General features: G+C 57.3%; 20 protein-coding genes and 1 tRNA gene. 6 read left to right on the forward strand and 15 right to left on the reverse strand.

Features of this window, described 5'->3' with window-relative positions; genetic code table 11:
- Positions 1 to 64 precede the first annotated feature (64 nt).
- The 5 genes from AAE514_RS17485 to AAE514_RS17505 form a co-directional block, all read right to left on the reverse strand.
- Positions 65 to 463 carry a hypothetical protein gene (locus tag AAE514_RS17485; protein ID WP_430623915.1) on the reverse strand — a complete coding sequence of 133 codons (399 nt, stop codon included), beginning with the start codon at positions 461 to 463 and terminating at the stop codon, positions 65 to 67.
- Positions 464 to 656: 193 nt separating this feature from the next.
- A complete protein-coding gene (locus AAE514_RS17490) occupies positions 657 to 1,139 on the reverse strand; it encodes a hypothetical protein (protein WP_347332855.1) in 483 nt (160 codons plus the stop codon).
- A gap of 75 nt (positions 1,140 to 1,214) precedes the next feature.
- Entirely contained in the window at positions 1,215 to 1,559 is a 345-nt protein-coding gene (locus AAE514_RS17495) for a nuclear transport factor 2 family protein (RefSeq protein ID WP_347332856.1), read from the reverse strand.
- Between the two features lie 92 nt (positions 1,560 to 1,651).
- Positions 1,652 to 1,975 (reverse strand): hypothetical protein, encoded by a 324-nt coding sequence (locus AAE514_RS17500; RefSeq protein WP_347332857.1) that lies wholly within the window; start codon positions 1,973 to 1,975, stop codon positions 1,652 to 1,654.
- Between the two features lie 705 nt (positions 1,976 to 2,680).
- Positions 2,681 to 5,425, reverse strand: coding sequence for a molybdopterin-dependent oxidoreductase (locus AAE514_RS17505; RefSeq protein WP_347332858.1), 2,745 nt, complete (start codon positions 5,423 to 5,425; stop codon positions 2,681 to 2,683).
- 458 nt (positions 5,426 to 5,883) lie between these two features.
- Between AAE514_RS17505 and cobA the strand changes: the two genes are divergently transcribed.
- The 3 genes from cobA to nirD all read left to right on the forward strand — a co-directional run bounded on the left by cobA (position 5,884) and on the right by nirD (position 9,797).
- Entirely contained in the window at positions 5,884 to 6,732 is an 849-nt protein-coding gene (gene cobA, locus AAE514_RS17510; RefSeq protein WP_347332859.1) for a uroporphyrinogen-III C-methyltransferase, read from the forward strand.
- 109 nt (positions 6,733 to 6,841) lie between these two features.
- Positions 6,842 to 9,385, forward strand: coding sequence for a nitrite reductase large subunit NirB (gene nirB / locus AAE514_RS17515; protein WP_347332860.1), 2,544 nt, complete (start codon positions 6,842 to 6,844; stop codon positions 9,383 to 9,385).
- Between the two features lie 31 nt (positions 9,386 to 9,416).
- A complete protein-coding gene (gene nirD / locus AAE514_RS17520) occupies positions 9,417 to 9,797 on the forward strand; it encodes a nitrite reductase small subunit NirD (protein WP_347332861.1) in 381 nt (126 codons plus the stop codon).
- Between the two features lie 229 nt (positions 9,798 to 10,026).
- Here nirD and AAE514_RS17525 read toward each other — a convergent pair whose 3' ends face one another.
- Positions 10,027 to 10,935, reverse strand: coding sequence for a mechanosensitive ion channel domain-containing protein (locus AAE514_RS17525; RefSeq protein ID WP_347332862.1), 909 nt, complete (start codon positions 10,933 to 10,935; stop codon positions 10,027 to 10,029).
- A 316-nt stretch (positions 10,936 to 11,251) separates the two neighbouring features.
- Between AAE514_RS17525 and AAE514_RS17530 the strand changes: the two genes are divergently transcribed.
- Positions 11,252 to 12,784: a pectate lyase gene (locus AAE514_RS17530; RefSeq protein WP_347332863.1), complete on the forward strand. Its 1,533-nt coding sequence runs from the start codon at positions 11,252 to 11,254 to the stop codon at positions 12,782 to 12,784.
- A gap of 91 nt (positions 12,785 to 12,875) precedes the next feature.
- On the opposite strand, the gene AAE514_RS17535 is transcribed toward AAE514_RS17530, so the two are convergent.
- Positions 12,876 to 13,082 carry a cold-shock protein gene (locus AAE514_RS17535; protein ID WP_347332864.1) on the reverse strand — a complete coding sequence of 69 codons (207 nt, stop codon included), beginning with the start codon at positions 13,080 to 13,082 and terminating at the stop codon, positions 12,876 to 12,878.
- A 366-nt stretch (positions 13,083 to 13,448) separates the two neighbouring features.
- On the opposite strand from AAE514_RS17535, the gene AAE514_RS17540 reads away from it, so the two are divergent.
- On the forward strand, positions 13,449 to 15,365 hold the full coding sequence (locus AAE514_RS17540) for a DUF1800 domain-containing protein (RefSeq protein ID WP_347332865.1): 1,917 nt from the start codon (positions 13,449 to 13,451) through the stop codon (positions 15,363 to 15,365).
- Positions 15,366 to 15,418: 53 nt separating this feature from the next.
- Positions 15,419 to 16,795 carry a DUF1501 domain-containing protein gene (locus AAE514_RS17545; protein WP_347332866.1) on the forward strand — a complete coding sequence of 459 codons (1,377 nt, stop codon included), beginning with the start codon at positions 15,419 to 15,421 and terminating at the stop codon, positions 16,793 to 16,795.
- Positions 16,796 to 16,812: 17 nt separating this feature from the next.
- On the opposite strand, the gene AAE514_RS17550 is transcribed toward AAE514_RS17545, so the two are convergent.
- The 8 genes from AAE514_RS17550 to mutY form a co-directional block, all read right to left on the reverse strand.
- Positions 16,813 to 17,346, reverse strand: coding sequence for a hypothetical protein (locus tag AAE514_RS17550; protein WP_347332867.1), 534 nt, complete (start codon positions 17,344 to 17,346; stop codon positions 16,813 to 16,815).
- Between the two features lie 141 nt (positions 17,347 to 17,487).
- Positions 17,488 to 18,165 carry an NYN domain-containing protein gene (locus AAE514_RS17555; RefSeq protein ID WP_347332868.1) on the reverse strand — a complete coding sequence of 226 codons (678 nt, stop codon included), beginning with the start codon at positions 18,163 to 18,165 and terminating at the stop codon, positions 17,488 to 17,490.
- A gap of 230 nt (positions 18,166 to 18,395) precedes the next feature.
- A tRNA-Phe gene (locus AAE514_RS17560) sits at positions 18,396 to 18,471 on the reverse strand.
- A gap of 126 nt (positions 18,472 to 18,597) precedes the next feature.
- Positions 18,598 to 19,047 carry a hypothetical protein gene (locus AAE514_RS17565; protein ID WP_347332869.1) on the reverse strand — a complete coding sequence of 150 codons (450 nt, stop codon included), beginning with the start codon at positions 19,045 to 19,047 and terminating at the stop codon, positions 18,598 to 18,600.
- On the reverse strand, positions 19,044 to 19,970 hold the full coding sequence (locus AAE514_RS17570) for a lipid kinase (protein ID WP_347332870.1): 927 nt from the start codon (positions 19,968 to 19,970) through the stop codon (positions 19,044 to 19,046). Before AAE514_RS17570 ends, AAE514_RS17565 begins: the two co-directional genes overlap by 4 nt.
- Before the next feature lie 15 nt (positions 19,971 to 19,985).
- Entirely contained in the window at positions 19,986 to 20,264 is a 279-nt protein-coding gene (locus AAE514_RS17575; protein WP_347332871.1) for an oxidative damage protection protein, read from the reverse strand.
- Positions 20,265 to 20,333: 69 nt separating this feature from the next.
- On the reverse strand, positions 20,334 to 22,205 hold the full coding sequence (locus AAE514_RS17580; protein WP_347332872.1) for a glycoside hydrolase family 2 protein: 1,872 nt from the start codon (positions 22,203 to 22,205) through the stop codon (positions 20,334 to 20,336).
- Positions 22,206 to 22,224: 19 nt separating this feature from the next.
- On the reverse strand, positions 22,225 to 23,301 hold the full coding sequence (mutY, locus tag AAE514_RS17585; RefSeq protein ID WP_347332873.1) for an A/G-specific adenine glycosylase: 1,077 nt from the start codon (positions 23,299 to 23,301) through the stop codon (positions 22,225 to 22,227).
- Between the last annotated feature and the right edge of the window lie 11 nt (positions 23,302 to 23,312).

The raw sequence follows: 23,312 nt of genomic DNA on the forward strand, positions 1-23,312 counted from the left end.
TAACCCTCCAATCGATATTTTCCCTGTATTTTCAGTGGCTTACTCGTTTATGGACGGGCACTAGTTAGAACTGGTGTATTCTGGTTCCACCGCCTAGCTCAGGCAGGTAAAGGCTGAAGCATTTGATTTCTGTCGCTTCGGGAATTTCTAACGAATCCGCAAAACCGAGATCTCCCACCGGGTTGCTGACAGCAGCAAGGGTGCAATGGGGGTTATAAGGCCATCTGTTGGCGTTGAATGAAACCCCCGAGCCTGATATCGCTGAATGCAACTCATCAAACGCCACTCGCTCCGGCACAAGATATACAATTCCAGTGCCTGGAAATTGGCCGGTAGAAAAGAACTGGACCGCCTTGAAACCAAGCTGCTCGATGATCGGGCTGAACCTGCTTACAACCTCAGACAGCTTTTGCCCTTCCTTGATGGTGCCAATTCCAGAGCTACCAGCGATAGTGATGTCCACCGGCCAAGACGTACGTTCTGGATTAAATCGGCGGCGTAGTCCGTAAACCAGTGGCTCTACGTCACCCGCAAGTTCTGCAATAAGGTAAGTCGGTCTCTCGATAATCGTAAGTTCCAACGTCGTGCATGGCGGTGCGAGATTGCGGGTGAACCTGAATCCCTCAGGGGACGACTGCTATACCTGACCATGGGATCTAGTCTAGAAAATTCTTCCATTCATACTTCCACTTAGCAAGCTCTCCGGTTGCGAGTCCCAAAAATAGCTTGTGCCGACTTAGCTCCTGGGGGCTATAGCCTTCTGTACTAAGACTCTCTATTTTGGAGAGGTACTGAGAGTATACGGGCAATATTTCCATCTCCGCCATATTTGGATCTATATTAAATGCGCTGAAGTCATAGCTGAACGCCTCAGCCTGTACGACTATCGCTCTATCGTCACCTGATAAGTAAATGTTATACAAAGCTAGCGGGCGGTTTTCAATAATCTCAAAACACCAAAGGCTGAACTCTAAACCAAAGCTACCGTCCGTCTTATCACCCACCTCAATAATACGCTCCCAGCGAGCCTCGTTAGGCTCAGAGAAGAATGCGGTAAATGCCTCCTCCATCTCATGACTAAGGCCAGGTTGCGCCAAACTTTGCAGCGGGAACAGTAATAGTAAAAGTACGTTCTTCATGAGTCTGCACACATAACGTCGATGGAAGCTGTCGGAAGCTTCCGGCACCCGAAAGGACGCGTACTGATACATGGCTTAAACGCCACTTGGCAATACCGTAGATTGGTGGTGAAGCATTTTCCACCCTTTCTCGCATTTCACCCAAATCGAACTCCTGTACGAGCTATGGCTTGGAGTGCTGGCACGGTACTTCACTAGCGCAGCCCTCTCCCCAAGTAGTTGAACCGAAAAATCACTTAGCTCGTACACTGGAAGGGGGCCATCAGCCTTAAGAAGGTCGGCCTTGGTGATAACTTTTCCAGAACCACCGAACTCTTCAAAGCCTTCGGCAAGGAGCTCATTTATGCGCTCAACACTCGCTCTCGCCGAACGACTCACCAGCTCCATTTCAAGGTCAATTAAGGCTTGAGATACGTCCATTTCAATAACCGTTTAGTGTCCAAACAAGTCGCGCGAGATTATGAGCGACGGGCCAACGAAGTGAGCGTACTTAGTTTGTTTGTGAATGGCTCCTACCCCCCACTTAGAACCGTGATAACTACGGGCATGACCGTAAATGCCAGGATTGATACACAAAGCGCAATGGTAACTGTATAAACACCTAATCGTAGTGTTTTCGGTGGGCCAGAGTCCGCCGCCCAAGCCATGAACGAAGCTATAAGCCAGAACGGCACAGCTAGAATTGCAGCTAGCGCCACTCCCTGAAGATATTCGTAGCGAGTGGCACTCTCAGGCTTCGAAAGAAACGAAACTCCGTATTTAGCACTCACGCCTAGCATCCAGACGCCTCCCGCCACCGCAATGCCTGCCAGAAAGACAGCAATTTTCTTGATCACGAACCGGCTCCCATTCCCATTAACGCCGCGCACAACGGCGCGAGCTTGCGAGCGTCCGGCCACCGCTTGCGGTGGCGAATTGGTGCGCCTGGTTATGCATTTACTTTACGTCCTCCCTTGATCCAGCCAATGAGATTTTCTCTTGGCTTTCCGCATGCGGGGCAAGCTTTGTCGATCTTGTGCCAGTTTGATACTGGAATTCCATGAGTTGTGCGACCTTTCCGGTATACGAGCCCGCCACAATTTTCACACTTGATAAAAAACGCTGACAACGACAGAACCACTAGTATTAGAAAGGAAATGACTATTGCCCACTCGTTTTCTATGAAGAATATACCGGCAACAAGAAGCGCTGCGGATGCCCAGACAGCTTGCATTTTTACTTTGGCTAGAGAGCCTTTACTACCCATTCGATCAATTACTCAGCCTAAATTAATTGCATAACAGTATATTCAACGTCAAAATGACGCGGTTAAACACGTCAGCATGACGTATATCTTCAGCCGGACAATAAATTTCTCTTTTTATCAATGAGTTACATCTGGCGACGTGTCTAATTGCGTCTCAACTACCCCGTATTGTTGTTCTTTGGGGACTTTCGCGCAACCCCGGCTACTCGCACGGGGTTGTGGGCAGGGCGGCATAGGCTTGGAAGTTCTGCGGGATGGGCGGAAACCGCTACGGTCCTTGTAGCGTCTGGACTGGCTACGCCGCCTCGTGGGCGCTTTCCTTGGCGATTATTTGCTCCAGCTCCGGCAGGCAGGAGCCGCAGCCGGTGCCGGCGGTGGTTTCGGCGCTGAGGGCGTCGACGGTGTCGATGCTTTTGTCGCGAATGGCGTTGCAGAGGGTGTTGTAGCCGACTTGCTTGCAGGCACACACGAGCTTGCCCTTGGATTGGCTTTCGTCCGGTTTGCCGCTGAGCAGGGCGCGCATGGCGCTGGCGGCGAAGTCGCCTTCTAGCAGGTCGCCCAGCCAGTTGAAGTCTCTGCCGCCGAAGTGTTCGGCCACGGAGTAGGCCATGTGTAGCTGGCCTTCGCGCACCAGGGCGCGGCGGAATTCGCCCTGCTCCGGGTGGCCGAATGACAATTGCTGGTCGCCGCGCGCGCACAGGGTCTGTAGCTGTTGGTCGAGCGCTTCCGGTGTCTGGTCACTGGCAACGCGGTAAAGGTAGCCACCGTTGACCCGGCGCATGGCCCAGTAGTCGGCATCCAGCGTGTTGAGGGGCTGGCGGCTGACCACCAGGGCTTCGGAGGCTTCGTACCAGGGGGCGATGTTGACCGGGGTGAATTTGTTTTCCGGTTGGCCGGAGGTGGGGTCCACGTTCTCTCCCACCAGGGCGGCGACGCGGGCTTTGCTGGCGAAGACGTCGTTCCAGTGCATGGGCATAAAAACCTGGCCCACGCCCACTTCGTCGGTCACCTGGACTCGCACGCGGGCCCGGCCCTGTCCGCTGGTGACGTCCACCAGGGCGCCTTCCTTGAGCTGATGGCGCCCGGCATCTTTGGGGTGAACGCTCAGGAAGGGTTCAGGCAGGTGGCCGCACAGCCGCGAGGCGAGGCCCGTGCGAGTCATGCTGTGCCACTGGTCCCGGATGCGGCCGGTGTTTAGGGTGAGGGGGTAGTCGGTATCCACAGTGGAGGCCGGAGCGCGATAGCGCACGGCCACAAAGCGGCCCCGGCCGGAGGGGGTAAAGAAGACGCCGTCACGGAACAGGCGCTGGTCCTTTTGTTCCGGCGTATTGTCTCCGGGCTTAGTGTCTTCCAGTACCTTGCTGGCGGGCAGCGGCCATTGCCGGGGCGGCAGTTGGTCGTACTCATTCAGCGTCAGATTGCCGTAAAGGCTAATGTCCAAATCCCGCGAGCCGTTGTTGCCAGCGCCGGTTAGGCGGGCGTACTCGCTGAACACTTCTGCTTCGTTGGCGTAGTCGAACGCCTCCCCGTACCCCATTTTTTTGGCCAGTTCGGCGATGATCCACCAATCAGGACGCGCCTCGCCCAGGGGCGGCAGCATGGCCCGCTGGCGGGAGATGCGCCGCTCGGAGTTGGTGACGGTGCCGGACTTCTCCGCCCAGCCGGCGGCGGGCAGCAGCACGTCCGCCAGGCGGGTGGTGTCGGTGTCTTCTATGCAGTCGGAGACCACCACCAGCGGGCAGTCCTTCAGGGCCTGTTTGACCTTGTCGGCATTGGGCAGGCTCATGACCGGGTTGGTGGCTATAATCCAGATGGCTTTGATTTTGCCGGTAGCGACGGCATCGAACATATCCACCGCTTTCAGGCCAGGCCGGGTGGCCAGGGTGTCGGTGTTCCAGAAATCGCTGACCAGGTTCCAGTGCTCGGCATTATCAAATTCCATATGCGCCGCCAGGGTATTGGCCAGCCCCCCAACCTCACGACCACCCATGGCGTTGGGCTGACCGGTAATGGAGAAGGGCCCCATGCCCGCTCGGCCGATGCGACCGGTGGCCAGGTGACAGTTAATGATGCTATTGACTTTATCGGAGCCGGCGGTGGACTGGTTCACGCCCTGGGAGTAAACGGTCACGACTTTCTCGGTTTTTTCAAACCACTGAAAAAAGGTCTCCAGTTGGTAGTCAGACACGCCCAGCTGCTCGGCCAGGTGCCGACGCTGGCCGCCCTCCTCCATGGCGGCCACCAGGGCCTCGGTGTATTGTTCGGTGTGGGCCTGAATGTAGTCTTCATTCACCGCGCCCTGTTGGGCCAGGTGCGCGAGCAAGCCATTAAACAGCGCCACGTCGGTACCGGGCTGAATCGGCAAATGCAGGTCCGCCAGGTCATAGGTGTCCGTCCGACGGGGGTCGATGACCACGACTTTCATGTGAGGGCGCTGTTGTTTGGCGGCTTTGATGCGCTGAAACAGCACCGGGTGACACCAGGCGAGGTTGGAGCCTGTAAGCACCAGCATATCCGCCTGTTCCAAGTCGCTGTAGCAGCCCGGCACTGTGTCGCTGCCGAAGGCGCGCTTGTGGCCGGCCACACTGGAGGACATGCACAGGCGGGAGTTGGTGTCGATGTTGCCGCTGCCGATAAAGCCCTTCATTAATTTGTTGGCCACGTAATAGTCTTCGGTCAGCAGCTGCCCGGACACGTAAAAGGCGACGGCATCGGGGCCGTGCTTGACGATGGTGTCGATAAAGCCCTCGGCCACCCGTTGCAGGGCGCCGTTCCAAGAGGTTCGCTCTCCATCCACCTTGGGATGAAGCAAGCGCCCGGTGTCGCCCACCGTTTCGCCCAGGGCCATGCCCTTGGAGCAAAGGCGTCCGTAGTTTGCAGGGTGCTCGGGGTCACCCTCTACCTTAACCTCGCGCTTCTCGGCGTTGACGGTAGCGCGAATGCCGCAGCCGACGCCGCAATAGGCGCAGGTGGTCGCGATGGTTTTTCCCCGGGGGGCGGCGGGCTCGATTTGTACGGGGTCGTTCAGTTTGACTGTCATGACTTGGCCTTTCCCAAACACGGCCGGTTAAACCGGCATCCATCAAGAATTGTTCACTACCCATAAAGGGGTGCAATAACTAAACCAAGTCGTCATTCGTTTGTTTTCGGGTCTATGCTTTCACTATAAGGCACCTTTTCCGCCTAGTTTTCGCTCAAAAAACCACTCAAGCACTGCCTCGGTGCGGATGCACCACGTCTTGCCCTTTTTTGATTCATTTTTGCGCTTTCCCGAATGCACCGTTTTGCATTGTTTAAGGGCGCTGTTGCACAGGCATAGTGCTCGCATTCTGGGCTGAGTCGCCCTCACTTTTACCTCCCACATCGCCCAACCCCTTCTAAGCCACTGAATTCACAGCGGTTATTATTTTTTGTAACGATTTTGTCGAGCGCTGGCACTGTCTTTGCTCTTACCTAAGTGAGTTTCAAAAACGTTCAGAAGTTTTTAGGGCAACCGTTATGAGCAGCACAAACCATTCATTGATTACGTCCACCTCAAAACGCCGCCGCGCCGAGAGCGCCGGTAAAGTCTGGCTGGTGGGCGCCGGCCCCGGCGACCCGGATTTGCTCACGGTGAAGGCCCTGCGCGCGATTGAGAACGCGGACATTATTTTCTTCGACCAATTGGTGAGCGCGGACATTCGCGCGCTGTTCCCCAAGGGCACTCCGGCACTGTATGTGGGTAAATCCAAGAACCACCACAGCATTGCCCAGAATGATTTGAACCAGCGCTTGGTAGACCAGGCGCAGATGGGCCTGACGGTGTGCCGCATAAAAGGCGGCGACCCCTTCGTGTTCGGGCGCGGCGGTGAAGAGTTGTTAACACTGCGCCGCGCCGGTGTGGATGCGGAAGCCATTCCCGGCATTACCGCCGCCTCCGGCTGTAGCAGTACCGCCGGCATTCCCCTGACCCACCGCGGCGTGTCCCAGGGTTGCACGCTGGTGACCGGCCACGGTGAAACCGAAGTGACGGCGAACTGGCAGGCGTTGGCGCAACTGAATCACACCCTGGTGTTTTACATGGGCGTCACCCGCGCCGATGAAATTGCCACGCAACTGATGAACGCCGGACAAAGCGCCGGCACACCGGCCGCCATTATTGAGAACGGCTGCCGGGAAAACCAGCGGGTGATTACCACGCGTTTGGATCAACTTGCTGAGAGCGTTGTTAGTGAAGCGGTTCGATCTCCCGCCTTGATTGTGGTGGGCGAGGTGGTCGAACTTGCCGAGGAGTTAGCACCGGACCAGTTTTTGAGTGAAGTGCGGGGACAGTATTTGGACGCGGGTGTTGAATGTGCGATTGCGTGAGTGAGCGACGGCCGACGGTTATCGGCGGATGCGCTTGAGGCTTATCCGCCCTACGCATAGTGAGAAGCCAAGAGTCACACAGAATTTGAGATTAGTCAGGAGTGAGGTTATGAAACAGCGCATTATTGTTGTCGGGAACGGCATGGTCGGCCACAAGTTTATTGACAGTCTGCTAAGCAGCGAACAAGCCGGCGACTTTGAGGTGGTGACTTTTTCCGAGGAACCGCGCCTGGCCTATGACCGGGTGAAATTAAGCAGTTACTTTGACGGTTCCACCGCCGAGGACCTGGCTCTCACTACCGAAGACGATTACCGCGATAAGGGCGTGCTCTACACCCTGAATGACCGGGTGGTGAGTATCGATAAAGAGAGCAAGACGGTCACCACCGCCGGCGGTAAAACTGAAAAATACGACAAACTGGTACTGGCCACCGGCTCCTACCCGTTTGTGCCGCCCATTCCCGGCGGCGACCAAGAACATTGCCTGGTGTACCGGACCATTGAGGACCTGGAAGCCATTACCGCCTCGGCCCAAGAGAGCAAGGTGGGCGCCGTAATCGGTGGCGGCCTGCTGGGACTGGAGGCGGCCAACGCGCTGAAGAACCTGGGGCTGAAAACCCATGTACTGGAGTTTTCCAACGGGCTGATGGCCCGCCAGCTTGACGAGGGCGGTGGCCAACTGCTGTGCGAAAAGATCGAACAGTTGGGCGTAAAGGTTCATACCGGCAAGAATACCAAGGAAATTATTGAGGGCGATGAGAGCCGCTACAAGATGAACTTCGCCGATGGTTCAGAGCTGGAAACGGACATGGTGATTTTCTCCGCTGGCATTCGCCCCCGTGACGAGCTGGCCAAGCAGGCCGGGCTCGACATGGGCGAGCGCGGCGGCATCGTCATTGACAACCACTGTCTCACCTCCGATAAGAACATCTACGCCATTGGCGAGTGCGCGCTGTGGAACAACTTCATTTTCGGTCTGGTGGCACCCGGTTATCAAATGGCGAAAGTGGCTATCGACCACATTATTGAAAAACATGAAGAAACGTTCACCGGCGCGGACATGAGCACCAAGCTCAAGCTTCTGGGCGTGGAAGTGGGCAGCGTGGGCGACGCCACGGGCCAAACGCCGGGCGCCCAGTGCTATACCTATAACGACGGTGTGGCGCAGGTATACAAGAAGCTAATTGTCTCCGAAGACGGCAAGAAGCTGCTGGGGGCGGTACTGGTGGGCGATGCCGAAAGCTACGGCACCTTGCAACAGCTGTACATTAACGGCATGGACCTGCCCGCTTCTCCCGAACAATTGATTCTGCCCCAGTTGGATGGCGAAGCACCGGTGGGCATGGGCGTGGATGCCCTGCCCGAAACCGCGCAGATCTGTTCCTGTTACGACGTCAGCAAGGGCGATATCCAACAAGCCGTTCAGGAAGGTTGTACGGACATGGGCGGTATCAAGTCTTGCACCGGCGCTTCCACCGGTTGTGGCGGCTGCGCGGCCCTGACCAAACAGGTGATGGACGCGGAGCTGACCGCGCTGGGCGTGGAGGTGAACAACAACCTCTGCGAGCACTTTGAGTACAGCCGTCAGGAGCTGGCGGACATTGTTCGCGTCAAGCAAGTTAAAACCTTTGACGAACTGTTAGAAAGCCACGGGCACGGCCTGGGCTGCGATATTTGTAAGCCCGCGGTGGGTTCGATTCTGGCGTCTTTCTGGAACGACTACGTGCTCAAAGAAGAGCACCTGGGCCTGCAGGACACCAACGATATTTACCTGGGCAACATGCAGAAGGATGGCACCTACTCCGTCGTGCCACGGGTAGCCGGCGGGGAAATTACGCCCGACAAGCTTGTCGTGCTGGGGGAAGTAGCCAAGGAGTACAACCTCTATACCAAGATTACCGGCGGCCAGCGAATCGACCTGTTCGGCGCCCAGCTGCATCAGTTGCCGGACATCTGGCAGAAACTGATCGACGCCGGCTTTGAAACCGGCCATGCCTACGGTAAAGCCGTGCGCACGGTGAAATCCTGCGTCGGCAGCACCTGGTGCCGCTACGGCGTGCAAGACAGTGTCGATATGGCCATCGCCATTGAGAACCGTTACAAAGGCCTGCGCGCGCCGCACAAGATCAAGTTTGCCGTCTCCGGCTGTACCCGCGAGTGCGCGGAAGCGCAGTCCAAAGACATTGGCGTGATCGCCACGGAAAAAGGCTGGAACCTGTACGTCTGCGGTAACGGCGGCATGCGCCCGCGCCACGGTGACCTGTTCGCCACCGACATCGATGACGACACGCTGATTCAATACATCGACCGGGTGTTGATGTTTTATATCCGCACGGCCGACCGCCTGCAGCGGACTTCGGTCTGGCTGGAGAACCTGGAGGGCGGCCTGGATTATCTGAAGGAGGTGGTGATCGATGACAAGCTCGATATCGGCCGCGAGCTGGAAGACGACATGACACGCAACCTGGCGAATTACCAGTGTGAGTGGAAAACCACCCTGGAAGACCCGGAGAAGCTCAAGCGCTTCCGCCACTTTGTAAACAGCGACGAGCGCGACGACAACCTCGCCTATGTGGCCGAGCGCGGTCAGCGCCGCCCGGCCACCGAGGAAGAGCGTAAGAACCGGATTCCCTTGGTTGAGATCGCTGACTAACCGCCGCCCGATTGAACAGGAGATACAACACATGCACGCAACCGACACGACGCAAGAGAGCCCCTCCATGCAGGAAAACAGCGCGAAGCAAGATTGGTTCGAAGTCTGCGCCAAGAGCGACCTGGTGCCCGACAGCGGCATCTGTGCGCTGATCAACCAGAGGCAGGTGGCTATCTACTACAGCAAACGATTGGATGAGGTTTTCGCTATCGGCAATTACGACCCGATCGGAAAGGCCAATGTACTGAGCCGGGGAATTATTGGCTCTATAGGAGAGCACACGGTGATCGCCTCACCGCTTTACAAGCAGCACTTTGATTTGCGCACGGGTGAGTGCATCGACTCGCCGGAACATTCCGTGCCGGTGTACGAGGTCCGCATGCAAGGCGACCGCGTAGAAATCAAGGTCTAGAACAGCCAGTAGCGCTTTTCGGGCCGCTGAAAACAACGGCCGCTCTCCCCGCAGCGTGTTTCAGTGGCCCGACCCGACTTCTTCATTGCTTCATGAAGTCGACCTGTTGGGGTGGCTCCGGTCACCCTTTTTTTATTCAAAATGACCACTGCCTGTCGCGCGACCAAACGAGCCTTGCTGTAGAGGCACCGCTTCCAGCCAAGAGCTTGCGACCTGAAAACCCGCTCCGCTAGGACACCGTCGAAGGGGCCTCCTTAGAGTGCTCGGTGGCGGAGAGCTCCTCATACTGCTGAGCGGCTAAAAAATCGTGGCTGGCAAATACTTCCGTAAGAATGGCCTGCTCAATGGCGCTGCGCCGATCCGTCAGGGCGGGAATTCGCACAATCAGGTGAATCTCTTCCGCGGTCGGCATCTGGAGGGTCACTCGCGGCTCGACCGAGGGCGCATCCAGCCCGCGGTATTCGTTCAGCTTCTTTAAATACTGTTTGGCCTCCCCAATAAAGGGCTCACAAGCCCGGTTGGCGGCTTCTATCAAAGCCTTCTGAGCCCCACGCCAGTCCGTGCCACGCTTGAACGGTACGGTAAAAACGTGAAGCACGTAGTCATGGGTATAGCTCTCATTGACCACCGGCTCGGAAACGAACAGCGCGTTGGGTAGGACTGTCATGCGCCCGGTGCGCTGATGGGTCAGCTTTCCCGGCCCGACTTCCAGAATCGTTGTGGCCAGAAGGTTCTGGTCGATCACATCACCGCGAAAATCCTTTACCTGAATTCGATCACCTATGTTGAAAGAGCCGGCACCGGTTTTTATGATGGAGCCAATCACACACAGAATCAGCTCCTTGGTGGCCACCACGAATGCCACGGCAATGGCTACCACCGACAATGCAAAGGTCCGCAGCTCGGCGGCCCAGATGATCACCAAGCCGAGCAACATCAGAAGAATCAGGCCATTGCGCGAGTACACCAGCCAGCGGCGGCGCAGCTCCATGGAGGCAATATTGCGCCGAATAAAACGGGCGCTGAGCCCCCGCACCACCAGAATCGCCGTCACCAACAGCACCGTACTGATCAGCAGCGTCAAAAAGGTGCCCGAAGTGGCCAGCTCCTGCGCATTGAGTTCTATCGTTTCGAACATGAACAACCTTTCCAGCGATGATTCGTATAGGTAAAAACCGGAATAAGGGATTCTACTCCACCAGCCTATTCAGTAATAGTAGAACCAATGCTACCCATCATTACGAATTTTTCTGAGCAAGAAAAGCAGATCACCTTGCAACGATGACTCATCGCACATCCTGAATATTTTTTGCCTTTGTGGCATCGGAGCAGTCTTTGAGGCGTTGTGCCTTTACTGAAGGATTGTTAGCGTCTCACCGTCGTTTCGGGCCCCAAGCCTGACCGACAACAACTATCACTTTTACCTAAAAACCTTGAAAGAGGGAGAGAGAAAAATGAAAGCGATCCATTTTATCGCGGCTTTACCCTTGGCGTTAGCCTCCACCCATGTACTGTCTCAAAGTTGCGGTACCTGCGAGTGGTATGGCAGCGATACCCCTGCCTGCTGCAGTCAGGAAACCGGCTGGGGCTGGGAAAACAACCAATCCTGCGTTGGGCCGACCGAGTGCACTAGCAACGGACAAAACCTGATCGGTGGCGATTCCAGCGCATCCAGTAGCGACGCACCCGCCCCTGAAGGTCAGTCTTGCGACTGGTACGGAGATGTGTTTCCGCTGTGCGAGCAACAGAGCACCGGCTGGGGCTGGGAGAACAGCCAAAGCTGCATCGGCGTCGATACTTGCGAGTCCCAGTCCGGAGAGGGCGGCGTTATCGATGGCGGCAGCTCCAGTTCACAAAGCAGCGAGTCCAATAGTCAATCCAGCAGCTCCTCCAGTCAGCCATCTGGCGGCAGCACCCTAACACTCCAGGAGAACGCCTCGGGCTTCTGCCAGCTGGACGGGGCCGTGGAAAGCGAGCACAGCGGGTATACCGGCGCCGGCTACGTAAACACGGAGAACGCCCAGGGCGTAGCGATTCAGTGGCAGGTGGATGTGCCGACCGACGGCAACTATTCGTTTTCCTTCCGTTTCGCCAACGGCGCCTCGGACCGTCCGGGGGACCTGGCCGTCAACGGCAATACCCTTTCCCGGGTGAGCCTGCCGGGCACCGGAGCCTGGGGCAGCTATTCCACCACAAACGTCGATAACATCTACCTAAACTCGGGTGCGAATGTCATTACGCTTGCCGCCTCCGGCAACAGTGGCCTGGCCAACATCGACCGGCTGCAGGTGACCGGCTTTGAACCCACCGCTGGCGACTGCGGTGGTCAATCAAGCAGCTCTTCGAGCAGCTCATCTAACAACAACGGTGACATCACCGGCTCCTCCTGCACACCGGGCAACGCCCAGGTCGTCAATGAGACCATCGTAATCGAAGATGGCAGCACCTTCGACGGCCAATGCCAGACCTACACTGCGGGGTCCAGCTTGGGCGATGGCAGCCAGGACGAAAGCCAAGACCCGGTTTTCCGGGTGGAAAATGGCTCGACGCTGCGCAATGTGGTCATCGGCAACAATGGCGCCGACGGCATTCATCTCTACAACGATGCGACCCTGGACAATATTTACTTCCAGAACGTGGGAGAAGACGCCGTATCGATAAAATCCGAGGGCAGTTTTATCGTTAGAAATATTGAAGGCTACGACGCGGAAGACAAGTTCTTCCAGGTGAACGCCGAAAGCAGCCTGACGGTAACCAATTGCATTATTCACAACGCTGGCAAATCGTTGCGGCAGAACGGTGGTACCGAGTTCCCGATCGACGTTACTTTTGAGCAGTGCGACATTGCCAATATGGGCGAGGGGATCTTCCGCACCGATAGCCCCAATAGCACCGCCTTTATCAGCAACAGTCGTCTGAGGAACGCGGGGGACATCTGTATTGGGGACTGGGCCCAGTGTGGCTCTAGCAACATTACTCAGTACTGATACGATCTCCAACCAGACCAAAAAAAACGGCGCCCGAGGGCGCCGTTTTTTCTGGTCCCGGCCCTCGCGGGCCGGGGCTCAACATTCGGGCTTATACAGCCTGGATGTTTTCAGCCTGAGGACCTTTCTGGCCCTGGGTCACGGTGAAGCTCACCTTTTGACCTTCTGCCAGGGTTTTGAAACCAGTGCCCTGAATGGCGCTGAAGTGGGCGAAAACGTCCGGACCGGATTCTTGCTCAATGAAACCAAAACCTTTTGCTTCGTTGAACCACTTAACGGTACCAGTAACTGTAGACATAGTCTTACCTTAATCAATCAAAAATATTAATGTGACCCTAGGGTCGGTTGTGCTGGAAATGGTGCTATTACTTATGACAGACAGGACGACTTGCTACAGGCAGGAATCGAAATGGTAGTGCATAAATATAAAACAAGCTTTCTAGCCCCACCAATACTAGCGGGTTTAGAATCGGCGTCAAGTGTTTTTTGGAGCCTTGCGCCACTTTTTTTATCCGCTTTCCCTGCACCCCCTTATAACCTCAAAACGCTAAGGACCACTGCTTATCAGAATTTCGTCTAAAATCACGCCATTCCACTCTGTCTCTTTTCCCGCCGCCCCCGGTATAGTAAAGGGCGACTCCTTACCAATAAGACGAATAACCGTATGCGCTGCTTATCAAACCGGCCGCTGCGCGGCTTAGTGTGGGCTCTGACGCTTTCAACCCTGGGCCTGACCGCCTGCGGGGGCAGCTCGAGTGACAGCACTCCCATAGCCCCCACTCCCGAAGAAACCCCGACGACGCCGGCGCCCACTCCCGCACCAGAACCCGAGCCTCTTCCAGACCCCGAAACCGACCCCGAGGCCGAGCGACTGCCCACCCTGGAGCCGGACACCGCCCCGGACCCGACCATCCCCACCCGGGGGGACGAAGACTGGACCGCCGCGCTGGCGGCGAACCGCTTTTTGACACGGACCACCTTTGGCCCGACCGCTAAGAGCCTCAAGCAGTACATGACCCTCGGCCAGGAAGCCTGGCTTGAGGAGCAGTTCAGCACCCCCACCACACCCAAGCTAGCGTTGCTCGACCGGCGAATTCAGAGCCTGGGGTGGGAGGCGATACCCGAAGAGGAAAACGACGAGGAAGGCTACCTGCGGGATTTACAGCGCAGCGATATCTGGTGGGAAATTGTTCTGCGCGGGGAGGACCAGCTGCGCCAACGTGTCGCCTTCGCTCTGAGCCAGATCTTTGTCATCTCCAACGTCTCCGACGTACTCTACAACGACACCCGGGGCATGGCCGACTACCACGACACCCTGGCCCGCCATGCCTTTGGCAACTACCGCGACCTACTCGAGGCCGTTACTCTTCACCCGATGATGGGGGAATACCTCAGCTCGGTACGCAACCGCAAGGCCAACGAGGCGGAAAACATTCGTCCCGACGAAAACTACGCCCGGGAGGTTATGCAGCTATTCAGCATCGGGCTTGTGGAGCTGAACGTCGATGGCACGGTAAAGACCGATGAACAGGGCGAACCCATCCCCACCTACGACCAGAACGCCATCAAGGCTTTCGCCCGGGTATTTACCGGCTGGAACTTCGCTACCGCCGAGCACTGGTGGGAGTGGACCAGCGACGCCCAGGGCGAAGCCATGCCCATGAAGGCGTTTCAGTCCATTCATGACACCGATGAGAAAACCCTGCTAAACGGCACCACCCTCCCCGCCGGCCAAAGTGCCGAGCAAGATATGAAGCAGGCAATGGACAACCTGTTCAACCACCCCAACGTCGGGCCGTTTATCGGCAAGCAGCTCATCCAACGGCTGGTCACCAGCAACCCCAGCCCCGCCTACGTCGCAAGGGTCGCCCAGGTGTTCAACGATAACGGTGCCGGCGTGCGGGGTGACTTGAAAGCGGTGGTTCATGCCGTTGTCACCGACCAGGAAGCCCGAAACGGCCACCTGAACCAACCGGAGACCTTCGGTAAGTTACGCGAGCCCATCCTGCAGTTTTCTCACCTATGGCGGGTATTCAAGGCCCAAGGGGTGGAGGTACACAACGCCGCCGACGAGCCCACTGGCAAACGCATCCGTTTTCGCGGCTCGGATCGGGCCGCCGGCCAGCGGCCCTACGGCTCGTTTTCCGTGTTCAACTTCTACCGGCCCGGCTATAGCCACCCGGGCGCCATTAGCGATACTGGGCTGCTTTCTCCCGAGTTCCAGATTCACACTGAAAGCGTGATGGTGGCAAAAATTAACCAACTGACCGACAGCGTGTTCTGGCGGGATATGGACGCCGATTACGTGGAGTCCCAATACGCTCAAGAGAGCTGGGACATTTATCCGCCGGCGCTCAACATGAGCGAGGAGAAAGCCCTGGCGGAGGACCCTCAGGCACTGGTGGACCGGCTCGATCTGCTGCTCACCGCGGGCCAGCTACCCGCCGAGGCGCGCAACCAGTTGGTGCAATACCTAAAGGGCCTGCCGAACCCGGCATACAGCGACCACAACCGGCGGATGCGGGTATTTGAAGCGGCGAGTTTGATTGTGGCCTCACCCTATTTTTCGGTTCAGCGTTGAAACCACCTCGCCACGGGCGTGCACCGAGCAACAACAATGACGAGAGGCCAGCCATGAAAACTTTTGACTCCAGCCGCCGACACTTTCTGCGCGGCTGTCTGGGCGCGGCGGCGGGCGGTGCCGGCCTTTGGGCAACCCAGGCGCGACTGCAACTGGCGTTGGCGCAAATGCCCCCCACCGAGGACTACAAAGCTCTGGTGTGCATTTTCCTATACGGCGGCAATGACTCCTACAATATGGTCGTGCCGTACAGCAGCGCGGAATACGATGTGTACAAAGCCGTGCGCAATAACCTCGCCATCCCCCAGGCGGAGCTCCTGCCGATCACGCCAACACAGGGCGGGGCCGTTCAGTACGGGTTGCATCCACGCATGAGCCAGGCCCAGCAACTGTTCGCCGACGGCCGTCTGGCGGTGCTGGCCAACGCCGGGGCGTTGATCGCACCGGTGAGCAAAGCCGATTACCAGAACCGAGCCGTGCCACTGCCGCCGCAACTGTTCTCCCACAACGACCAGCAAACCTTCATGCAGTCGTTGGCCCGAGACAACGCCAAAACCGGCTGGGCCGGCCGTGCCGCCGATGTGATGCACTCGGTGAACATCAACCAGCAGCTGTCCATGAACATCTCCCTCAGCGGCAGTAATATTTGGCAAAGCGGGCGGGAGGTATTCCCCTACTCGGTGAGCGGCCACGGGGTGGAGACGTTCAAGTATTTTGATGAAGCCAGCGATGACAGCGCCGAAGTCACCCGGGCTCAAGTGTTTCGCACCTTAATGGAGGGGGCCAGCTCTCATATCTTCCAGCGCGAATACGCCGCCATCCAACAGCGGGCCTGGGCGCTGTCGGGGGAGCTCATCAGCGCACTGGACGCGCAGCCGCCACTGAGCACCGCCTTCCCCTCGGAGTCCAAACTGGCCATGGACCTGAAAATGGTCGCAAAGCTAATCTCTGCGCGCGAGGCATTGGATGTAAAGCGCCAGGTGTATTTTGTGGGCTTTGGGGATTTTGATACCCACGGCGATCAGAACAATCGCCAACCGGCTTTGTTTCAACAGTTAAGTGAAGCCATGGGCGCCTTCAATTCCGCCATGGATGAGCTGCAGTTGGCCGACCAGGTCACCGCTTTCACCATGACCGATTTCGGGCGCACGCTGACCAGCAATGGCGACGGCACCGACCACGCTTGGGGAGGGCATCAACTGATCATGGGCGGGGCGGTCAACGGGAGCGCGCTCTACGGCACCATGCCGGAACTCCATTTGAACAGCGACGATGATATTGGCGAAGGCCGTATCATTCCCACCACCTCCATCGACCAGTACGGCGCCACCCTCGCCCACTGGTTCGGACTACCCAGCGCGGACTTCGGGGGTGTGTTCCCCAATCTGGGCAATTTCAGCCAACTCGACCTGGGCTTTATGAAGGCCTAACCCCCACAGGTTAGAAATTAGAAGCTAGAAACCGTTTTGGCGTGCCTGCGGTGCAGCTCTCGGTTCGCTTCTTCGAGCTGACCGTGGTCGTGAGCATGCACGGCCACCACCGTTTTACCCGCTCGAAGCGCCGACTGCGCCGTGACTATATAGGGCATATGGTCCGGCCGCAGGGTCACCAAACCGCCCACCATCAAGCCAAACACCCCTCCGAAGGCGGTGAGCACGATTACCGACACCACGGCATTGTTTGCAATGAAGCCAACGCCCACGCCAAACAGAACCAGGTAAAGGCTCAGGCCCACGACGGCGCCCACCAAGCCCAACCAAAGATGGGAGCGCACAAGCGTACGCCAGATGCCACGGTCCTCCGGTTCAAGCTCCCACCCGGCGTGCGTATCGCCGGGGCGTACAATCTGCACTTGGTCCGGCTCTAGGCTGGTCGCTTCCAGAACCGCATCGGCCGACTCCTGGGCTTCTGAGTCAGTCTCAAAAACGGCCGCAAGCTTGTGGTCGATCGCTTCGCCGCTCACTCTGCTGGTTTGAGTCATGGCTGATCTCCTTGAAGTGGTAAACCGTCAGTAATCGACAGCTTCTTGTTAGGAGTTTAGACCATGGAGTGGAGGACTTGTTCTGATCGTTTCGAGATCTCTCCACTAGCACTGCGTGGAAGTGCCTGAGGGACAGTACCGTTACCAATATGTCGGTTTAATGATCGGTTTTTTCTTAGTAGGAATTTTTTGAGGAAGCTGACAACCGGCTAGCTCATCGTCCGTGATGTAGCGTCGAGTCCAATCCGCATACTGGCTTAACTGTTGGTTGCCTGGCCTGCCGCCGGCTAATTTTCGAACTGGAATGATCACTCCGAGCTGAAGAGAGTCAGCGAAATCTTCACGGATCGCGGCAAGAGCCGGAGCCAGGTCCGTATCGTTGGAGACAAACACTAGCTGCTCAGCGTTGCCTTTGGACGCGTCCCGGTAAGCCTCCAACGCTATATTCACGTCGGTTTGCTTTTCTTCAAGCTTCCATACATCGACACGGGCGGTTCTATCAGGAGGGTTCTGGTAAACGAGGAGACGGGCTTTATCGAGGGAGTAATAGCCCTTGATGATCGATATTCTGTCTCTATAAAGCGCTTCCAGTGCTCGATGGTAGGCTTGCTGTGCGTTCTGAGCCGCTTGACCCTTAGTGGCCAACTTCGCTCTGATATCCGCAGTAAAAAACTTGAGGGTTATGGGCTCACTCTGAGGGGCCTGAGCGCCCAAAATACATTCAAAAAACAGCTTATTGAGATCCAGCCATTTGTCACCAGAATGCTTCAAGCAGCCGTAGAACAGATTGTAGCCATCGACATACACTATTGTTTTCAAAGCACCTTCCTTAGTCCAGATATGAAAAAACCGCCCAAAAGGCGGTTTTTTCGCCCCAAGCAACAGCCAACGAAATGACCTTGCAAAGGGTGAGTCGTGGTTTAATTCTTACACACCCCCCTGGGGAGGTCAAGGGACAGCTTCCGTAGAACAAGGGCCATAATGCCCGGGCAATAAAAAACCCCGCGGTCACGAGGACTCACGGGGTCTCACGGGGTCTTTTTAAACTATGGTGCCCGGAGGCGGAATCGAACCACCGACACGAGGATTTTCAATCCACTGCTCTACCGACTGAGCTATCCGGGCAATTCTTGATCAACAAGGCCGTAGGGCTTGCCGATAAGAGGCGCGTATTAAACCGTTTCAGGCTCGATGAGTCAAGGGCCGAGCTCTAGAAATTCCGGGGAAATTTCGCGGCCCGGCCCTTACCGGTTAATCCTGTTGCTCGAGCCACTCCTCCAGGCGGCGGCGGGCAGAGTCGATCAGATCGCGGCATCGGGCACTCAGTGTTTCATAGGGCTCGCCCACGTTCATGGCCTTACCCTCGGTCAGGACTCGCTCCATCCAGCCTTCACTTTCCAGCCTTTGGGCGATGATTTCCGCCGCTTGATCCCGAGAGAACAGGGATTGCAGGCGGTGAATCAGTTGCTCGCCGGCTTCCTTTTCAGAATCCGGCGCGGCGGGCAGGTCGTCGGCCTGGCGGATGGCTTGCTCCACCTCGCTTCTTAGGGATTCGCGCTCGTCAGCAATGCTGTCAAACAACTCGCTGACGTCGCTATCTTCAACAAAATCCGCCGCGTCCTGATAGTTATCGACGCTTTCCTGCAGAGCGACGTGCAGGTCATGCAGGGCGGTTTGCAGATCCGTGCGCAGTAGATTCATGGTTCAAGGCCTTCTGAGTTGCTGGGGTCGGGTGCCGGCGGCACCACGACTTCTAGCGCTCCCGGCAGCACCTGAAAGTGCGCCGGAGTGCGAGTGATCGGCTCGCCATCGGCGTGGATCGCCATGCCGGCGGGCCGGGTCTCAATATGGATATCGCGCCCTTGAGCGGTAACTACCCGCTTATCCAGGTCGTACTGGCCTTCGCGCAACAATGGCGCGAGGGTCAGCAGCTCCCAGACCGTCTGGGGGCGCAGGCTGTACAGCGACAGTAGCCCGTCGTCGATCTCGTTACAATCGCGCAAGACATTGCCACCACCGTAGTAATGCCCGTTACCTACTGCCATATGGATCGAGCGCAGGCGCTGATGTTCCCCATCTATGGTCAGTTTTATCTTAAATTGACGGATACGGGCCAGGGCCGCGAAAAAGGCTCTGAGGTAACTAAATACGCCCCACTGCTTCTTGACCTGGTCGGTCAGCTCTTCGCTGACGGTGACACCCAGCCCGAGGTTGGCGACGTTGAAGAAGTAGTGGCCATTCACCTTGCCCAGGTCGATGCGGCGCCGATGGTTCGCCGCGATAACTTCAAAGGCCTCTTCCAACGTTTCGGGTAGCGAGAGGGAGCGCGCCAGGTCATTGGCGGTACCCAGTGGCAGCACGGCCAACGCCATTTTGCAGTCGTAAAGCACTTTCGCCATGGAGCTGATGGTGCCATCGCCCCCACCCATAATAACTAGATCCAGTTCGCCACAGCGGTCCAATACCGCCTGATGGCTTTCTTCCGGGCTCTGGGAGATCAGTCGCTCCACGTCAAAACCGGCCTGGCGCAGCCGCTCAAGGCCGTCATCCAGCGCGGCTTCAGCGCCCTGACGGCTTTTGGGGTTCACAATCAGCAGTGCTCGAACGGTCTGTGATGACGACACGAGTCGGTGTCCTTTCTAGGTGGAAGACTCCGGCGGCACATAACCTTCCGCCTTGTCATAATCCTCACCGGAGAGGAATTTGTCCATCTGCTCGTTGAGGTAGGTGCGCGACCCCATATCCATAAGGTTGAGGTGTTTTTCGTTGATCAGCATGGTCTGGTGAGCGAGCCACTCCTGCCAGGCCTGCTTGGAGATGTTGTCATAAATATCCTGGCCCTTGGGGCCCGGCAGCGGCGGCTGTTCCAGGCCTTCGAGCTCGCGCTGATACTTGCGGCAGAATACGGTGCGGGACATATGCCTTGGCTCCTTTGGTTAAGTCCGGTCTGTCCGGGGATTGAGTCCGGTCTGGCCGGGCCCGGGATACTACTGAGTCTCCGGCGGCTTTTCCAGCTCTCTGGGCTCCTGGGCTTTTTCCCGGTAATAGTTCTTGAGTACCTGAAACGCCGCCTTGCGCGTGCCGGTTTCGGTCATTAACCCCTTGCGGTTGAAGTCGTCCTGAATGCCCGGTAGCGGGCGGCGGGGCGAGCGGAAGTCCGCCAGAATCCAAGGAGAGGTGCCGACAAAGCCGTCGATTTTCTCAAGCATCGCCAGGGTCTTGCGATATAGCTCAGCTTGGTAGGCTTCGGTCCAGAGGGTATTGGCATCCCCCTGCATGCCCTGTTTGGCCCCGGCGCCAAATTCGCTAATAAACACCGGCTTGTCGTACGGAATACGCCAACGCACTCGATCGGCTTTTTCATGGCGACCATCGTACCAACCGATGTACTGATTGAAACTAACGATGTCCATTAGTTCCGCCAGAGGGTCTTCCACAATGGCCAGCTCCGGATCTTCCTCGCTGTAGTGTTTTTCCATGGCGGCGGTAAGCAACCGGCTGTCATCCAGCTCCCGCGCGTGGGAGGCAAGCCGCGAGAGGAACTGATTGCGCGCTTCGCTGACCGGGGTTTCATTGGCCAGGGACCAAATAATGACCGAGGCGCGGTTTTTGTCGCGGTTGATCATCTCTTCCAACTGCGCCTGGGCGTTCTGGTAGGTGGCTTCACTTTCCCAGTTGATGGTCCAGTACACCGGAATTTCCGACCAAAGCATGAGGCCCAACTGATCGGCCAGGCGCACAATGTGTTCGTTGTGCGGGTAGTGAGCCAGACGGACAAAGTTCACCCCCAGATCCGAGGCCCACTTTAGCTGGTGCCGGGCCTGTTCGGCGGAGGTCACCCGTCCACCGCCATTGGCGGCATACTCTTCATGCAGCGAAATGCCACGCAGGAAAATCGGCTTGCCGTTAAGCAGAACTTGCTTGCCCCGGGTTTCAATGGTGCGCAGCCCAACTTCATCGTCCAGGCGATCGTTGCCGGTGCGCAAGGTCAGTTGATACATGCGGGGGCTCTGGGGCGACCAAAATTGGGTGCCGACGGTTTTTGTCTGAAAGCGGGCCACGCCTTCGGCGTCGGTTTTGGCGGTCTCGTCGATCCCCAGTTGCGGCAAGGTCAGGCGAACTTCCTGCCCCGCTCCGGCGCCATCGACGAGCGCGTAGGCGGAAATTTCGCCGGTCTCGTGACTTTCCAGCTCCACTTTGTAATCGCGCACAAACACTTTTGGGGTCACAATCAAGCGCACGCTTCGGGTAAGGCCACCGTAGTTCCACCAGTCCGTGTTGAGAGTGGGCACGCCGTCTTTCTCACGTTCGTTGTCCACTTTCACAACCAGCGAATTATCCTGCGGCTTGAGCTTGCCCGTGACTTCAAAATGAAAAGGGGTAAAACCACCGATGTGCTGCCCGAGCTTTTCTCCATTTAAATATACGTCCGCCCGGTAATTGGCCGCTCCAAAATAAATAAAACTCCGCTGGCCCTCTTCCATTTTGGGGGCGTTAAACATCTGGCGATACCAAATGGAGCCTTCGTAATAATAGAGCTTTTCTTTTTGGGTGTTCCAGTCTCCCGGAACCATCAGGGTTTGGGCTTCATCGAAATTGTATTCGATCAGGTCGCCACCGTGCTTGGCCTTGGCATCCATGAAATAGGCGCTGCGCGGTGGTTCTTCCATTTGATCAAACGGCTCGTAACGATAGTTGTAAAAGCCGTTCTCGTAAGGGTCAACAATGACTTTCCACTCACCATTAAGAGACATAGCCGGGCGGGTATAAGCCTGAAAGGGCTTGAAGGCCGGGGCGGCCTGAGCCCAGCCGGCCAGTAACATGAGGCCGCTCAGCACGGTGGTTATTATTGTTTTCATGGTTGTCCTCCTTAGTGAGTTACCCGACCAGCGACAGTTGTCGAGGGTCCAGGTGCGCCAGTTGCCGCAACAGCTTTTTGACCGGGGCCGCCAACCCCACTTCGCTCGGGTGGTCCAGCCGGTACCAAAGGGACCCGGCTTCGGCGACCTGTGCCGGCTCCCGCTCCAGTTGTAACAGCACCGGGGTAATGTCCAGGTGGTAGTGACTGAATGTATGCCGGTAGCTGTCCCATTGCTCCTGCCCGACCACGCGAACACCGTAATGGTCCTCAATATAGGTTTCCGGGGTGCGCTCCGGCTGCAACTCGGGGAAGCCCCACAGCCCACCCCAAATGCCTTGGGCGGGGCGCTGTTGCAACAGTATATCCCCCGCGGGGTTGCGCAACATTAAAAATTGCACCGCCTTAACCGGCTTGTCTTTCTTGGGCTTTTTCCCGGGGTAGTCCTGGATATTTCCCTGAGCCCGGGCGACACAGCTTTTATTCACCGGGCACTGTTCACAGGCCGGCCGGGAGCGGGTACAGAGCGTGGCACCAAGGTCCATCATGGCTTGGGTGTAATCCGCCACTCGCCGCTTCGGCGTGTGGTGCTCGGCGTACTCCCACAACTCCTTTTGTACCGACGTTTTCCCGGGCCAACCATCCACCGCGTAATGACGGGCCAGTACCCGCTTAACATTGCCATCGAGAATGGCGGCGTGCTCGCCATAGGCTATGCTGGCAATGGCCCCGGCGGTGGAACGGCCGATGCCGGGCAATGCGCTCAGGGCCTCCACCTCGCGGGGAAACGCCCCGCCGTGGCACTCCACCACTTCCCGGGCACAGCGATGCAGGTTTCGGGCCCTGGCGTAGTAGCCCAGGCCGGTCCACAGGTGGAGCACCTCATCGACCGGAGCCCGCGCCAAATCCTCCACGCTCGGAAAACGCTCCATAAAGCGCTCGAAGTAGGGAATCACCGTCGTCACCTGGGTCTGCTGGAGCATAATCTCCGAGAGCCAAACCCGGTAGGCGTTGATGTTCTGCTGCCAGGGCAAGTGCTTGCGCCCGTGGCGGTCAAACCAGCGCAACACGGCGCGGGCAAAGGCGGTATCAGTCATTACAGCTCGTG

The organism is Marinimicrobium locisalis (assembly GCF_039822625.1).
In the GTDB taxonomy this organism is placed as follows: Bacteria; Pseudomonadota; Gammaproteobacteria; order Pseudomonadales; family Cellvibrionaceae; genus Marinimicrobium; species Marinimicrobium locisalis.

What these genes read in the sequence shown, in the direction of transcription:
- AAE514_RS17490 (WP_347332855.1), bottom strand. Translation starts at nt 1,139, where the DNA reads ATGAAGAACGTACTTTTACTATTACTGTTCCCGCTGCAAAGTTTGGCG.
- AAE514_RS17495 (WP_347332856.1), bottom strand. Translation starts at nt 1,559, where the DNA reads ATGGACGTATCTCAAGCCTTAATTGACCTTGAAATGGAGCTGGTGAGT.
- AAE514_RS17505 (WP_347332858.1), bottom strand. Translation starts at nt 5,425, where the DNA reads ATGACAGTCAAACTGAACGACCCCGTACAAATCGAGCCCGCCGCCCCC.
- cobA (WP_347332859.1), top strand. Translation starts at nt 5,884, where the DNA reads ATGAGCAGCACAAACCATTCATTGATTACGTCCACCTCAAAACGCCGC.
- nirB (WP_347332860.1), top strand. Translation starts at nt 6,842, where the DNA reads ATGAAACAGCGCATTATTGTTGTCGGGAACGGCATGGTCGGCCACAAG.
- nirD (WP_347332861.1), top strand. Translation starts at nt 9,417, where the DNA reads ATGCACGCAACCGACACGACGCAAGAGAGCCCCTCCATGCAGGAAAAC.
- AAE514_RS17525 (WP_347332862.1), bottom strand. Translation starts at nt 10,935, where the DNA reads ATGTTCGAAACGATAGAACTCAATGCGCAGGAGCTGGCCACTTCGGGC.
- AAE514_RS17530 (WP_347332863.1), top strand. Translation starts at nt 11,252, where the DNA reads ATGAAAGCGATCCATTTTATCGCGGCTTTACCCTTGGCGTTAGCCTCC.
- AAE514_RS17535 (WP_347332864.1), bottom strand. Translation starts at nt 13,082, where the DNA reads ATGTCTACAGTTACTGGTACCGTTAAGTGGTTCAACGAAGCAAAAGGT.
- AAE514_RS17540 (WP_347332865.1), top strand. Translation starts at nt 13,449, where the DNA reads ATGCGCTGCTTATCAAACCGGCCGCTGCGCGGCTTAGTGTGGGCTCTG.
- AAE514_RS17545 (WP_347332866.1), top strand. Translation starts at nt 15,419, where the DNA reads ATGAAAACTTTTGACTCCAGCCGCCGACACTTTCTGCGCGGCTGTCTG.
- AAE514_RS17550 (WP_347332867.1), bottom strand. Translation starts at nt 17,346, where the DNA reads ATGACTCAAACCAGCAGAGTGAGCGGCGAAGCGATCGACCACAAGCTT.
- AAE514_RS17565 (WP_347332869.1), bottom strand. Translation starts at nt 19,047, where the DNA reads ATGAATCTACTGCGCACGGATCTGCAAACCGCCCTGCATGACCTGCAC.
- AAE514_RS17575 (WP_347332871.1), bottom strand. Translation starts at nt 20,264, where the DNA reads ATGTCCCGCACCGTATTCTGCCGCAAGTATCAGCGCGAGCTCGAAGGC.
- AAE514_RS17580 (WP_347332872.1), bottom strand. Translation starts at nt 22,205, where the DNA reads ATGAAAACAATAATAACCACCGTGCTGAGCGGCCTCATGTTACTGGCC.
- mutY (WP_347332873.1), bottom strand. Translation starts at nt 23,301, where the DNA reads ATGACTGATACCGCCTTTGCCCGCGCCGTGTTGCGCTGGTTTGACCGC.